At 72.9% G+C, this 12,567-nt stretch carries 13 protein-coding genes; 8 read left to right on the plus strand and 5 right to left on the minus strand.

The window, feature by feature from the left end; all coding sequences use genetic code 11:
• Window positions 1-213 precede the first annotated feature (213 nt).
• From ACLIYP_RS09065 to ACLIYP_RS09080, 4 genes are all read left to right on the plus strand, one after another.
• The gene (locus ACLIYP_RS09065) at window positions 214-798 is read left to right on the plus strand and encodes a potassium channel family protein (RefSeq protein ID WP_412712617.1); all 585 of its coding nucleotides are present in this window, start codon (window positions 214-216) and stop codon (window positions 796-798) included.
• A gap of 157 nt (window positions 799-955) precedes the next feature.
• Entirely contained in the window at window positions 956-1,360 is a 405-nt protein-coding gene (locus ACLIYP_RS09070) for a VOC family protein (RefSeq protein ID WP_412712618.1), read from the plus strand.
• Between the two features lie 33 nt (window positions 1,361-1,393).
• Window positions 1,394-2,251, plus strand: coding sequence for a hypothetical protein (locus ACLIYP_RS09075; RefSeq protein WP_412712619.1), 858 nt, complete (start codon window positions 1,394-1,396; stop codon window positions 2,249-2,251).
• A gap of 104 nt (window positions 2,252-2,355) precedes the next feature.
• Window positions 2,356-2,685, plus strand: coding sequence for a deoxyxylulose-5-phosphate synthase (locus ACLIYP_RS09080; protein WP_412712620.1), 330 nt, complete (start codon window positions 2,356-2,358; stop codon window positions 2,683-2,685).
• A 141-nt stretch (window positions 2,686-2,826) separates the two neighbouring features.
• On the opposite strand, the gene ACLIYP_RS09085 is transcribed toward ACLIYP_RS09080, so the two are convergent.
• Complete coding sequence (locus ACLIYP_RS09085; protein ID WP_412712621.1) at window positions 2,827-3,729, minus strand: helix-turn-helix domain-containing protein; 903 nt, start codon at window positions 3,727-3,729, stop codon at window positions 2,827-2,829.
• Window positions 3,730-3,919: 190 nt separating this feature from the next.
• Here ACLIYP_RS09085 and ACLIYP_RS09090 point away from each other — a divergent pair, with 190 nt between their 5' ends.
• From ACLIYP_RS09090 to ACLIYP_RS09105, 4 genes are all read left to right on the plus strand, one after another.
• On the plus strand, window positions 3,920-5,359 hold the full coding sequence (locus ACLIYP_RS09090) for an MFS transporter (protein WP_412712622.1): 1,440 nt from the start codon (window positions 3,920-3,922) through the stop codon (window positions 5,357-5,359).
• Window positions 5,360-5,424: 65 nt separating this feature from the next.
• Entirely contained in the window at window positions 5,425-6,276 is an 852-nt protein-coding gene (locus ACLIYP_RS09095) for an alpha/beta hydrolase (protein ID WP_412712623.1), read from the plus strand.
• A 10-nt stretch (window positions 6,277-6,286) separates the two neighbouring features.
• Entirely contained in the window at window positions 6,287-6,805 is a 519-nt protein-coding gene (locus ACLIYP_RS09100) for a hypothetical protein (protein ID WP_412712624.1), read from the plus strand.
• Between the two features lie 105 nt (window positions 6,806-6,910).
• The gene (locus ACLIYP_RS09105) at window positions 6,911-7,882 is read left to right on the plus strand and encodes an MsnO8 family LLM class oxidoreductase (RefSeq protein ID WP_412712625.1); all 972 of its coding nucleotides are present in this window, start codon (window positions 6,911-6,913) and stop codon (window positions 7,880-7,882) included.
• A gap of 69 nt (window positions 7,883-7,951) precedes the next feature.
• Here the strand turns inward: ACLIYP_RS09105 and ACLIYP_RS09110 are convergent, their stop codons facing one another.
• The 4 genes from ACLIYP_RS09110 to wecB form a co-directional block, all read right to left on the minus strand.
• On the minus strand, window positions 7,952-9,247 hold the full coding sequence (locus ACLIYP_RS09110; protein ID WP_412712626.1) for an acyltransferase family protein: 1,296 nt from the start codon (window positions 9,245-9,247) through the stop codon (window positions 7,952-7,954).
• 84 nt (window positions 9,248-9,331) lie between these two features.
• Window positions 9,332-10,588, minus strand: coding sequence for an FG-GAP repeat domain-containing protein (locus ACLIYP_RS09115; RefSeq protein ID WP_412712627.1), 1,257 nt, complete (start codon window positions 10,586-10,588; stop codon window positions 9,332-9,334).
• 8 nt (window positions 10,589-10,596) lie between these two features.
• The gene (locus tag ACLIYP_RS09120; RefSeq protein ID WP_412712628.1) at window positions 10,597-11,382 is read right to left on the minus strand and encodes a hypothetical protein; all 786 of its coding nucleotides are present in this window, start codon (window positions 11,380-11,382) and stop codon (window positions 10,597-10,599) included.
• Window positions 11,379-12,551: a non-hydrolyzing UDP-N-acetylglucosamine 2-epimerase gene (gene wecB / locus ACLIYP_RS09125; protein ID WP_412712629.1), complete on the minus strand. Its 1,173-nt coding sequence runs from the start codon at window positions 12,549-12,551 to the stop codon at window positions 11,379-11,381. Before wecB ends, ACLIYP_RS09120 begins: the two co-directional genes overlap by 4 nt.
• Between the last annotated feature and the right edge of the window lie 16 nt (window positions 12,552-12,567).

Genomic DNA, 12,567 nt, shown 5'->3' on the forward strand with positions numbered 1-12,567 from the left:
TCAGGGTAGCCGATCACCCGCAGACCCGGTCGCGTCCCGCTCGTGCCCCCTGCCCGTGTCCCCGTCTCCGCCCCCGTTCCCCCCCCCCCCCCCGCCCGGCCCCCCCCCCCCTGACTTTGTCCCCCTTCCCCCCCCGCCGAAGCCCCGTGCCCACCGCAGCCCTAGCGCCCGCCGGAACCCCGCGGGCCGCGACCGAACCACCGGGAGACGCACGTGCCGCCACCCGACCCGCCCCACCGGCCGCCCCCGGACAGCTGGGAGGGCGTCCGCGGCGCCCGTGCCGCCCACGGCGTCCCCGCGGTGATCGCGGCGGCGCGGCTGGCCTTCATCGCCTCGGCGCTCCTGGTGGCGTACTACCTGCTGCCCGTGGACGAGGAGTTCACCGGCGGCACGGCCGTCATCCTCGTCCTGGGGCTGCTCGCCGTCCTCGCCCTGTTCCTCTGGGAGATCCGCGAGATCGAGCACTCCCCCCGCCCGATCCTGCGGGCCGCCGAGGCGCTGGTGAGCGTACTGCTGCTGTTCCTGCTGCTGTTCGCGACCGTCTACCACCTGCTGGAGAGGGCCGAGCCGGGCAGCTTCACCGAACCCCTCACCCGCACCGACGCCCTGTACTTCGCGCTCACGACGTTCGCCACCGTCGGCTACGGCGACATCACGGCCCGCTCCCAGACGGCCCGGATCATCGTGATGGTCCAGATGGCCGGCGGCCTGCTGCTGGTGGGCGTCGCGGCCCGGCTCGTGGTCGACACGGTCAAGTCGGCGCTGCGCCGCCGGGCGCCCTCCGAGCCGGAGGCGTGAACCGCGCGCCGTACGCCGCCCGGCTCGCGGCGCCCCGCCACTCGTTCCGCGGACGCAGGACCAGCGGCCGATACCCCCCGCGCTCCCCGGCGGATAGCGTGGCGGACACTCCCGGTCGCCGACCGCTCGCCCCCGAAAGCCCGTTGAGGAGACCGCCGTGCGCGTCATCGCCTTCGACCACCTGGTGCTCAACGTCGAGGACGTCGAACGGTCCCTCGGCTTCTACTGCGGCCCGCTGGGCCTGGAACCGGTGCGAGTGGAGGAGTGGCGCGCGGGGAAGGCGCCGTTCCCGTCGGTGCGGGTGAGCGACACGACCATCATCGACCTGGTCGCCGGCCCTCGCGACGGCTCCAACGTGGACCACATCTGCCTGGTCGTCGAACCGCTCGACTGGCAGGAGGTCGTGGACTCCGGCGCCCTCACCGTGGTGGACGGCCCCGGCCCCCGCTTCGGGGCGCGCGGCACCGCCCAGTCCGTCTACGTCCTCGACCCGGACGGCAACACCGTCGAACTGCGCTGGTACCCCCAGGACCGCTCCCGGGAGAGTTCCCGGGACGCCTGACAGCGGCACCGGCGCCCTGCCATCCTGGACGCCATGTCCAGGGGGAGCGACGCAGGGGACACCGAGCGCGGCCTCGTACGCCGCAGGCGCTGGACGGGGGCGGCCGTCACCTGTGCGGCGACGGCGCTGGCACTCGTCCACGTGCTGTTCCCCGAACTGAGCATCGACAGCACGGCGGTCGCGCTGCTCGTGATCGCCCTGGTGCCGTGGCTGGGCGACCTGTTCCACAGCATCGAACTGCCGGGCGGCGCACGGCTGGAGTACCGGCGGCTGGAGGAGCGCATCGGCGCGGCGGAGGAGCGCGCCACGCGCCTGGACCAGCAGGTGGACGGGGCGGCGGCCACCGCCCGCGTGGCCCTCGCCGCGGCCAACGGCCCCGACCTGGAGGACCGGCGGGGAACGGAGGACGACGCCTCCTGGGCGGCCGGCGCCCTCGAACGGCTCGTCACCGAGTACGCGCAGGTGCGCGAGCGGATGCCGAGCAGTTCCCTGCGCACCGCGCGCCAGGAGCGGATCTTCGGCGAGATGCTGAAGGTGGCGCCGCGCGTACCCGGCTTCGACACCGACGCCATGCTGGCGTCCGAGAAGCCCGGCGAGCGCCTGGCCGCCCTCGCCCGCCTCTACACCGAACCGGACCCGGCGAAGCTGGAGGTGCTGCTGGACGCTGCCGCCCGCGAGGAGCTGCCCTTCCTCCTGTACTGGTGCGCCAACACCACCGACCGCCTGCTGAGCGGCACGGCCGCGGACACGGACTCCGTCCCCGTCGGCCTCGTGCGCCGCCTGCGCACCCGCCTCGCCGAAGTCCCCGGCGGCAGCGACCGCGCCCGCTCCCTGCGCCGCGTCCTGCGCCGCCTCGACCCCTCCGACCCCCCGTCCTCCGACGGCGGCTGACGCCGTGAGCGCTCGCCGTCACGCTCCCGTCCGGCCCGGCCGGGTGCACGGGCCGCCCCGTGAATCCGGCCGGGCCGGACCGGCGGCGGGCCTACGCTGACCGCATGGGACACGCGAAGACCTCGTACGTCTGCCTGCCGTGCCGGGCCTCCTGCAAGCAGCCCTACCCCGATGACCACGAACGGCGGTGTCCGCGCTGCGGCAAGGGACTGGTCCACGTCGGGTCGGCCTTCGCGGCGCCCCGGAGGCGGGACGACGAGGGGTGGCGGGTGCTCACGGTGCTGGTGAACGCGGGGGTCCACTTCCACAAGAGCTGCTGCGGCGGACCCGGCTACCGGCCGCGCACCCTTCGCGAGGTGCGGGAGCGGATGTCCTGCGCGGCACGCACCGGAGAACCGATCGCCCGGGCTCTCGTACGCCCCGAACTGCCCTGACCGCTCCCACGATTCCACTGGGCACCCGTCGACCGGAGCCCGGCCGCGCGCCGGGGGCCCGCCGTACCGGAGGGTGAAGCACCCGGCCCGCCGCCCAGGGGAGGAAACGGCGGGCCGGGAAACCTTCCTCGCCGGGCGTCCTCACACGCCGCGGAACTCGCTCTCCGCCATGCTCTGAGGCACCCCCGCCCCGGGCGCGGTGGCGCTGTCCAGGAGCCGCAGGGCCGCGTCGGACGGTGAGCCGGGCTCGGCGCTGTAGGCGATCATGCGCTGCCCCGAGTCGCCGGGGATGTGGAGGTTCTCGAAGGCGAGTTCCATGGCGCCGACCACGGGGTGGCGGAAGTGCTTGACGCCCGAGGTGCAGGTGCGCACCGGGTGCCTGGCCCACCGGGAGGCGAAGTCGGGACTCCGCATCACGAGGTGCCCGACGAGTTCGGCCAGCCGGCGGTCGTCGGGGTGGCGCCCGGCCACCAGGCGCAGCGAGGCGACCGCGAGCTGGGCCTCCTCGTGCCAGTCGGCGTACAGGGTGCGGAAGTTCTCGTCGAGGAAGAGCAGCTGGGTGAGGTTGGGACGGGCGCTCGGGTTGTCCGGCCCCTTGGCGTCCAGGTGCCCGGCCAGCAGGGTGTGGCCCAGCCGGTTCCAGGCGAGGATGTCGTTGCGGCGGTCCAGCACCAGGGCGGGGACCGCCGTCATGGCGGACAGCAGCTGGCGGGCCGACGCGCTCACGTACTCCGCCCGCGGTGCGGCGGGGGCGCGCCGGGGGGCCGCGGGGCGGGCCAGGTCCTTCAGGTGGGCGGTCTCGTCGTCGGTCAGCCGCAGCGCCCGGGCGATCGCGTCCAGGACGGAGTCCGAGGCGGTCGTCGCACGCCCCTGCTCCAGCCGGGTGTAGTGGGTGACGCTGACGCCGGCGAGCATCGCCAGCTCCTCGCGGCGCAGCCCCGGCACACGGCGCCGGCCCGTGTGCCGCAGGAGGCCGACGTCCTCCGGGCGGAGGTCGCCGCGGCGGTTCCTCAGGAAGTCTCCCAGTTCGGACGACGCGCTCATCGGCACCCCTCGGGTCGGCGGCTGCGGTCTCCATGATGCCCGTGCCGGACGACCCGTGTCGCGGCCGAGGGTGGTCCTGTCGTGACCACCCTGCGCGGTGCTGGTCTCGAGCGGGTTCTGGCTGGGGTGCCGCGTCCCGGCGAGGCTCTCTTCGCGACGAACGCGCGAGACAAGAGAAGGGAATCCCCCGATGAGCGTCATCGACACGGCCGATGTGAGACCGGCCGAGGAGCCGCCTCCCACACGGCTCACCCCCCGCCTGCGGCTGGTGCTGGTGATCCTGCTGGCCGCGCAGTTCATGCTGGCCGTGGACTTCTCCATCCTGAACGTGGCGCTGCCGGTCATCGGCGAGGGTCTGGGCTTCAAGCTGGCGAACCTCCAGTGGATCGCGACGTCCTTCGCACTGTGCGCGGCCGGCTTCACGCTGCTGTTCGGGCGTATCGCGGACCTGTTCGGCCGCAGGCGGCTGTTCCTGGGCGGTCTGCTGGTCCTGGGCGCGGCGTCGCTGCTGGGCGGTCTGGCGACCTCGCCCGAACTGCTCATCGTGGCGCGGATCTTCCAGGGGCTGGCGACGGCCGCGGTGACGCCGGCGGGCCTGTCGCTGCTGACCACGTCCTTCCCCGAGGGGCCGCTGCGGGACAAGGCGCTGGGGCTCAACGGAGCGCTCATGTCTGCCGGGTTCACCACCGGCGCCATCCTCGGCGGTCTGCTGACGGACCTGCTCTCCTGGCGCTGGGCCTTCTTCATCAACGTGCCGGTGGTCGCCGTCGTGCTGGTCGCCGCGGTGGTGGTGATCAAGGAGTCGCGCCCGGAGGGCCGCCCGAAGCTGGACCTGCCCGGCGCCATCACCGTCACGCTCGGCCTGCTGGCCGTCGTCTTCGGTCTCACCCAGGCCGGTGAGCACGGCTGGACCGCGCCCGTCGCCCTGGCGTCCCTCGCCGTTGGCGTGGCGCTGCTGCTGCTCTTCTACGCCGTCGAGAGCAGGACGGCCTCCCCGCTGGTGCCGGTGGGGGTGCTGCGCCGGCGCAACGTGGCCTGGGGCAACGTCGCCGGTCTGATCGCCTTCCTCACCGAGACCTCCCTGGTCTTCCTGATGACCCTCTACCTCCAGAAGGTCCTGGACTTCTCCCCGCTCTCCGCCGGCCTGTCGTTCGGCGTGCTGGGCATCGGAACGGTCATCGGCGGGTCCATCGCCCCGCGGGTCGTCGGGCGGATCGGCACCCGGTCGACGCTGATCGCCGGCGGCCTGCTGCAGACCGTCGCCACCGCGGCGCTCCTCGGCCTCGGGGACGACCGGTCGTGGATGTGGCTGCTGCTGCTGGCCACCTTCGCCGGAGGCGTGGGCAACATGCTGGTGATCGTGGGCTTCATGATCACCGCGACGACGGGCCTCCCCGACCACGAGCAGGGCCTCGCCACCGGCCTGGCGACCATGACCCAGCAGGTCGGTATCACGATGGGCACGCCGATCATGAGCGCCATCGCGACCGCCTCCATCACCGGCGCGGGTGCCGCGGGCATCCTCGGCGGACTGAAGGTGGCCGTCGGCGTGAACGCCGCCATCGTGCTCGTCGGAGTGGTCGCGGCCGTGCTGTTCCTCCGCAAACCCGCGCAGGACAGCGCACAGTGACCCCTCGCGCGGCCGGCCGGGCGGGCACCGGCCGGCCGGCGCTTCCCACAGGAGGAAGTCCTTAGATGCACGACTGCGACGTACCGCGCTCCCACGAGGTTCGCTGGGAGGAACTGCGCGTCCCCGCCGGCACGCACACCGTCCCGGTCCGGCTCTACCGGCCGGAGCCCTTCCGGTACGGCTGGCTGGTCTGGGCGCCGGGCGGCAGCTGGCAGGCGGCCTCCGTCGAGCAGTGGCACGAGACGAGCGCCGAGTTGGCGCGCGTCTCCAGGTGCACGGTGGTCAGCGTCGGTTACCGGGTCGCCCCCGCCCACCGGCATCCGGCGCAGCTGGAGGACGTGCTCACCGTCATGGGCTGGGCCCGGGACCTGGCCGCCCGTGAGGACGCCACCCCCGCGCTGTCGGTGGGGGGCGACAGCGCGGGCGGGACGCTGGCCGCCTCGGCGGCCCTGGTCTGGCGCGACCGCGGCGAACCGCTGGCCGCCCAGGTGCTCGCCTACCCGCCGCTCGACCCGTCCTGCTCGGCCCCGTCCTACACCCGTATGCCAGACGCCTTCCCGCCGGTGTCGCGGATGCTGGCGGCGTGGCGGATGTACCGGGGCGACCGGCCGGTGACGCACCGGCGCGGCGAGCGGCTTCCCAGCACACCGCTGGAGGCCGACCGGTTCGACGGTCTGGCTCCGGCGATCATCGCCGTCGGTGATCTCGACCCAGTGCTCGACGACGTCGTCGCGTACGCCCGGCGGCTGGACGAGGCGGGCAACGAGGTGATGCTGCGCACGTTCACCAGGACCCCGCACGCCGCGATCCTGCGGGACTCGGTGCCCGCCGGGGAGGGCCTGTCCGTCCGCCAGTGGCTGGGCACGGTCCTCCGCCTCCACCTGGCACAGCACGTGCCCGGCCCCTCCGGACCCTGAAAGGACGGCAATGACCGAGAACACGCGGACAACCGAGCCCCCGCACATCGAGGCTCTGAAGAGGCACTTCGGGGACCTGCGCGACGGAACCCACGGAACCGACGGCGACACGGTCTCCCGGGCAGGCAAGGAACGGCACTTCAGGCGGGCGGTCGAGCTTCTCCACCCGCACGCCGTCGCGGTGCTGGAGGAGTTCGACACCGCGCTGCTCGACGGCGGCGGGAAGATCGAGGCCAGCGGGGTGCAGCGGTCCGCCGACACCGGGCTGGCCGCCGTCTGGACCCTGTCGTGGGCCGAGCAGCGGGAGACGGGCATCATGCCCATCACGCTCGTGGCGCACTACGGGCGTTCCTTCCACCACCCGCACCTGCGGGGCGCGACGGTGCAGGAGTGGCCGCTGAACGTGTTCACCCCGGAGCAGGCAGCGGCCGAGGTGCCGGTGCTGCGCGCCATCGCCGCCGCCGACCTGCACAACCTGGTCTTCCAGCGCGACTACCGGATCGTCCCCGCCACCGTCCGCGGGGCCTGACCCCGAGCCGGTGCCCCCGCACACCGCCCCTCCCGCCGGGCGCCGCGCCCGGCGGGAGGCCCCGGCACCGCGACCGGGGCCCGTTCGAATCGGAAGGAATCCATCATGAGAACGCGACTGTCGGTCCTGGACCAGTCGCCGGTGGGCGAGGGCTTCTCGCACGCCGACGCGCTGAGCTCGTCCGTCGACCTCGCCCGGCTGGCGGAGGAGCTGGGATTCGCCCGCTTCTGGGTCGCGGAACACCACGGCTCGCCGGGCTTCGCCGGCACCGCGCCGGAGATCCTGGCCGCGGTGCTCCTGGCGCGCACCGAGCGCATCACGGTCGGAACGGGCGGGGTGCTGCTGCCCCGCTACACGCCGGGGAAGGTGGCCGAGGTCTTCGGCGTCCTGGCGTCCCTGTACCCGGGCCGGGTGGACATGGGGCTCGGCCGCGCCGGCGGCCCGGCCGAGGACTATCCGGAGCGCGTCCTCCTCCTGCGCCGGATGCTCGGCATGGGCGGCGAGGGCCTGGGGCTGCCCGGAGTGGCGCCCGCCGTGCCGCCGCGGATGTGGCTGCTGGGGGCCGGCCTGGGCTCGGCGCACCTGGCGGGACGGCTGGGGACGGATTTCGCCTTCGCCCACTTCCTCAACCCCGGGCCCGCGACGGCTGCCCTGACCGCGTACCGGGAGTCGGTCGTGCCGGACGGCGGCGGCCCGGCGCCCGGCGCCGGGGTGCTGGCGGTCCGCGCGGTGACGGCGGAGAGCGAGGCCGAGGCCGAGGCACTGGCCCAGAGCATACTGCTGTGGCGGTCCCGCAAGGATCTGGGCGACGACCTGCCGCTGCCCACACCCCGGGCCGCGCGCAACCACCGGTGGACGGCCCTGGAGGCGGAGCGCGCCGCCGTCCGCGGCCGCAGCCTGGTCTGGGGCACTCCGGACCAGGTCCACGCACGGCTGGTCCGGCTGGCGGAGGAGCACGGGGTGGAGGAGATCATGGTGAACACCCTCACCTGCGACCCCGAGGACCGGCTGCGCTCGTACCGCCTGCTCGCCGAGCACGCCGCGGCGGTGCCGGTGGAGGCCGCCGCCGGTGTGTGAAGCGCCGCCGGCGCCTTCCGGAGTCCGCGATCGCGGACTCCGGAAGGCGCCGGCGGACCGGCGGTCCCGTCAGGGGACCGGCACGGTGGGGCTGCCGGGCTTCCCGGCGCCCGGCTCCGGGGACCTCGCCCCCTGCGCCGGCACCACGGGCTCGCCGGCGGTCCCGGTGGCCGTGGGCCGTCCGGCGCCCGCCGACCCCCGCATCTCCTTCCTGCTCCGGCTGAAGCGCCGCATCGCGGGCATCTCCACGTAGTGGTGGAGCAGCGCGCCGGCCGCCAGGCTCACGGCGAAGAAACCGGCGATGACGAGCAGTGAACCCAGGACGCCGTAGGTGGCGCCGTCCATCAGCGAGCGCAGGTAGAAGATCGTCACTCCCTGCACCAGGTAGAAGCCGAAGGACACCTCACCCAGCCAGACCATCGTCCGGCTGCTCAGCCAGGAGCTGTCGCCGCGGGAGTCCGAGACCGCCACGGCCCCGATCAGGGCGCCGATCGGCACGATCGTCGCGACGACGAAGGTGTACTCGAACGGCACCATGAAGCCGGCCCCGTAGCCCAGGGCGGTGAGGAACAGGGCGAACGGGGTGGTGGCCCAGCCCGGCCACCGGCCCGCGAGCACGATCCGGGCCAGCAGCACGCCGAGGACGAACTCGAAGAGGCGGCCGGGCGGGAAGAGGTAGCCGAACCAGAACTGCATGTCCGATATGGGGGTGATCGCCGACTTGGGGGTGGCGGGCACCAGATGCATCGAGACGAGCTGGACGAGCACGGTGCCGGCGACCATGGCGGCGGCCCAGGCCCACAGCGCGCCCTCCCTGATCCTGCGGATCGGCACGATCAGCAGCGGGAAGAGCAGGTAGAACAGCAGCTCGCTGCTGAGCGACCAACTGGGCGGGTTCATGCTGAGGTTGATGTCCGGCTGCGGGAAGAAGCTGTGCACCATGAAGAGGTTGGGCAGCCAGTGCCCCACCGAGGCGATCGCCGAGCCGGCGAAGAGCACCAGCGAGGCCGCGAACACCACCAGGTGGTTGGGGAAGAGCTTGGTCACCCGGCGGCGCCAGAAGGCCGTCATCCGCTGCCCGGGGCGGGAGGACCAGGCCAGGACGAAGCCGGAGAGGACGAAGAAGAAGGAGACGCCTATGTAACCGGTGTTCAGCAGCAGCTTCTCGTAGGTCGCGGCGATGCCCTCGTCGGCGAACGGGTTGATGGGGTCGTTGGGCGGTATGGGGGAGTTGGACAGCGAGGTGTGGAAGAAGAAGACCAGCAGCGCCGCGAAGAAACGCAGCCCGGTCAGGGACGGCAGATTGCTCCGTCTCGTCCCCTGGCCGCCCCGTACGGCACCGCTGGTCGGACTTGCCGACGACATGGAACACCACTCCTTTTTCCGAATGCCGGTGGGGTCCGGGGCGGGCGGCGCGTGGGCCGCCCGCCCCGGGCCCGGAACGGCGGTTTACTTGCCGTCCGCCTGGACGGTCTCGTTGCGGTAGACCATGACCTTGGCGTCCTTGGCCACGTAGTAGTTCTGGACCGAGTAGGCGATGGTGGCGAAGTCGAGCCGGCCGTCGCCGTTGAAGTCGGCCGTGGCGATGCGGGCCACGGACTCGTCCGACACGCGCCACTTGGCCCAGACGCCGTTCGCCGGGTCGACGGCCTTGTAGTAGATGACCCCCTGCCAGGGCCACGGGCCGCGCAGGGCCACGAGGAACTCGTCGTCGCCGTCGCCGTCGAAGTCGGCGCAGACGATCTGGTGGCCCGGGCCCTCGCCGTTCTCGTTGGGGTCCCCGTAGACGTCCAGCAGGGTGCGGTGCCAGCCGGAACTCCCGTCCGCCGGGTCGCCGGTCCTGGTGTAGACCGCCACCGTGTTGCCGTGGAAGGGCTCCAGCGCGGCGACGTAGGCCATGGGGTCGTCTCCGAGCCGCCCGGCGTTGAGGTCGCCGCTGCCCCGGAAGCCGGTCTGCTCGAACTGGGTCAGCTCCCCGGTTCCGATGAGCTCGCTGACCCACTCGCGCCGGCCGGTGTCGTAGTGGAGCCAGGTGACGCCCTCGTCGGAGGCGAGCAGCAGCGAGTCCAGATCGGAACCGGGGACGAGGCCCGCCTTCTTCTCCGCTCCGTGGATCATGCGGAAGCTGCTGTCGTCGATGACGGTCATCGGCCATTCCTCGGCCCCGTGCACGTCGTCGGGCTGGGTGAACATCACCACCGGCAGGACGGCGTGCACGTCCTCCTTGGCCACGATCGGCAGCCCGATGATCTCCAGCCGCTCGGTCTGGGTGAAGTGTCCGGCCCTGAGCCGGTGCATTCCGGTGGCCCGGCCCACGTAGTGCTGCTTCCAGCGGGAGGGGTCCTTGTCCGGGCTGCCGTTGTTCTCCAGCCAGGTGATCTTCCCGCCCTCGGTGTCGGGGTCGACGATCGTGCCGATCGGCCCGTACAGCTCGTGGCAGAAGATGATGTCGGCGACGCCGTTGCCGGTGATGTCGGCGAAGTCCGCGCCGACCGGCATGCGGAACTTGTCGGCCGCCAGCCGGCGGGTCCAGGAGCCGTCGTTCTGGTACCAGTAGATCTCCCCGAGGCGGAGGCCGTACCCGAACAGGTCGGGGCGGCCGTCGCCGTCGATGTCGGGTGCCTCCAGCCAGTAGCCGTCGCGCAGCTGGTCGGCGACCAGCTCGGGGACGAACTTCGGCTTGCGCAGGGAGGGGCGGTCGGTCATGGCGGTCCTCATCTCTCGTCGGTCGACGGGGCGACGCGGTGGTATTCGACGGCCAGCCAGACGCAGTCGGTGTCCGCCCGGTACTGGTGCCAGGGGTAGTGGAAGGAGCCGTCCGGCCGGGGGGCGCAGAAAGGATCCGGCGTGGTGTAGCCCGGACTCATCGGCACGTCCTCGTAGAGCGTGCGGTGGTCCTGCTCCCTGAACTTCTGCATCCGCCCGTGCCCGGAGACCTGGGTGTGGACCTCGATGAAGTCATGGCGGTTGTGGATGAAGCAGTCCGTGCCCGCGGGGGCGAACCACAGGTTGACGCGGACCTCGAAGAGGTCCTCGCGGGCCGGTTCCGGGGTCTCCCGCAGCAGGTGCGCGGGGTCGAGGCGCACCCGCCCGACGGTTTCCTGCGGTCCCTTCCACAGCGGCGTGCTCCGGTCGAAGGGCCGGCCGCCGGTGGTGTCGGCGCCATCCTCGAGGAGGTCGCCCAGCAGGCTCCAGCCGGGTTCGCCGGTGATCCCGGCGGCGGAGCCGTCCCCCGCGGCGGTGCGCAGCACCACCAGGGTGTCGGCGCGGGCGACGTGCGTATCGCTCAGCAGGGACGAGCTCAGCGGCGGGATCGGCTTGCGCGGGGACTCGCCGGCGAGAGCGTCCGTCATCCCGGTGTTGACGACGATCGCGGGGCCGTCGAGGTACAGGTCCCGCACGTCGGAGACCACCTCGGCGGTGACGCGCTCCCCGCCGAGGTCCAGCCGGCGAGAGGCGTTGAGGGTCCCCCGCGCCGCGGTCATGGATGTCGTGTTCATGCCATCTCCACAGTGAGGTCGGCGGCGGTCCCTCCGGGGACGAAGGGCACCGCGGGCGGGCCGTCCCCGAAGAAGTGCGCCAGCGCTTCCACGGTGCGCCGGGTGGCCTGGCCGTCCCCGTAGGGGTTGGCTGCCGTCGCCATCAGCCGGTGGGCCTCCGGGTCGCGCAGCAGCCGCAAGGTCTCCTCGACGATGCCCGCGTGACGGGTGCCGACCAGGCGCGCGGTGCCCGCCGCGACCGCCTCGGACCGCTCCGTGACGTCGCTGATGACCAGCGTGGGCTTGCCGAGGGCCGGCCCCTCCTCCTGTACGCCGCTGCTGTCGGAGAGCAGGATGTCGGCGCGGCGGACGAGCCGGCAGAAGCTCAGGTAGGGCAGCGGGTCGACGACCGTGATGTTCGGGTGGCCGCCGATCCAGGGCAGCATCGCCTCCCGTACGGACGGGTTGCGGTGCAGCGGTACGACCACGCGGACGTCCGGCTCGTCGGCGATGTCCGCGAAGGCCTGCGCGATCTGGGGCAGCCGGGGCCAGGCGTCACGGCGGTGCGCCGAGGCGACGACGACCCGGCGGGGGTCGGTGCGCAGATCCTCCAGGGCCGGGTCGCCGAAGCTCTCCTCCTGGCCACCGGCCCACTGCAGGGCGTCGATGACGGTGTTGCCGGTGACGACGATCGACTCCTCGGACACGCCCTCACGCATCAGGTTCGCCTTGTTGCCCGGCGTGGGGGCCAGGTGGAGGGCGGATATCTGGGCCACCAGCCGGCGGTTGCCCTCCTCGGGAAAGGGCGAGTGGAGGTGGCCGCTGCGTAATCCGGCCTCGACGTGCACGACGGGGATCTGGTGGTGGAAGCCGGCCAGCGCGCCCGCCAGAGTGCTGGCGGTGTCACCGTGCACGAGCAGCGCCTCGCAGCGGATGTTCCTGAGCTCCTCCTCCAGCCGGTGCAGGGAGCGGTACGTGGTCTGCGGGAGGGTCTGACGGGGGGCCATGACCGCGAGGTCGATGTCCGGCTTGAGGCCGAAGGCCCTGAGGGTGTCGTCCAGCATCTGCCGGTGCTGTCCGGTGGAGATGACGACGGGGTCGAAGCGGGGGTCCTCCTGGAGGGCCCGTATCGGGAGGGCGAGCTTGATGGCTTCGGGGCGGGTGCCCAGAACGATGGCGACGGTCCGCATGACGTCTCTTTCCTCG

This window comes from Streptomyces nanhaiensis, from assembly GCF_046614825.1.
Classification (GTDB): domain Bacteria; phylum Actinomycetota; class Actinomycetes; order Streptomycetales; family Streptomycetaceae; genus Streptomyces; species Streptomyces radiopugnans.

Bases quoted from the DNA above. Each gene is read 5' to 3' on its own strand.
- ACLIYP_RS09085 (WP_412712621.1), bottom strand. From the start codon at position 3,729: ATGAGCGCGTCGTCCGAACTGGGAGACTTCCTGAGGAACCGCCGCGGC.
- wecB (WP_412712629.1), bottom strand. From the start codon at position 12,551: ATGCGGACCGTCGCCATCGTTCTGGGCACCCGCCCCGAAGCCATCAAG.
- ACLIYP_RS09080 (WP_412712620.1), top strand. From the start codon at position 2,356: ATGGGACACGCGAAGACCTCGTACGTCTGCCTGCCGTGCCGGGCCTCC.
- ACLIYP_RS09110 (WP_412712626.1), bottom strand. From the start codon at position 9,247: ATGTCGTCGGCAAGTCCGACCAGCGGTGCCGTACGGGGCGGCCAGGGG.
- ACLIYP_RS09100 (WP_412712624.1), top strand. From the start codon at position 6,287: ATGACCGAGAACACGCGGACAACCGAGCCCCCGCACATCGAGGCTCTG.
- ACLIYP_RS09120 (WP_412712628.1), bottom strand. From the start codon at position 11,382: ATGAACACGACATCCATGACCGCGGCGCGGGGGACCCTCAACGCCTCT.
- ACLIYP_RS09115 (WP_412712627.1), bottom strand. From the start codon at position 10,588: ATGACCGACCGCCCCTCCCTGCGCAAGCCGAAGTTCGTCCCCGAGCTG.
- ACLIYP_RS09105 (WP_412712625.1), top strand. From the start codon at position 6,911: ATGAGAACGCGACTGTCGGTCCTGGACCAGTCGCCGGTGGGCGAGGGC.
- ACLIYP_RS09095 (WP_412712623.1), top strand. From the start codon at position 5,425: ATGCACGACTGCGACGTACCGCGCTCCCACGAGGTTCGCTGGGAGGAA.
- ACLIYP_RS09075 (WP_412712619.1), top strand. From the start codon at position 1,394: ATGTCCAGGGGGAGCGACGCAGGGGACACCGAGCGCGGCCTCGTACGC.
- ACLIYP_RS09090 (WP_412712622.1), top strand. From the start codon at position 3,920: ATGAGCGTCATCGACACGGCCGATGTGAGACCGGCCGAGGAGCCGCCT.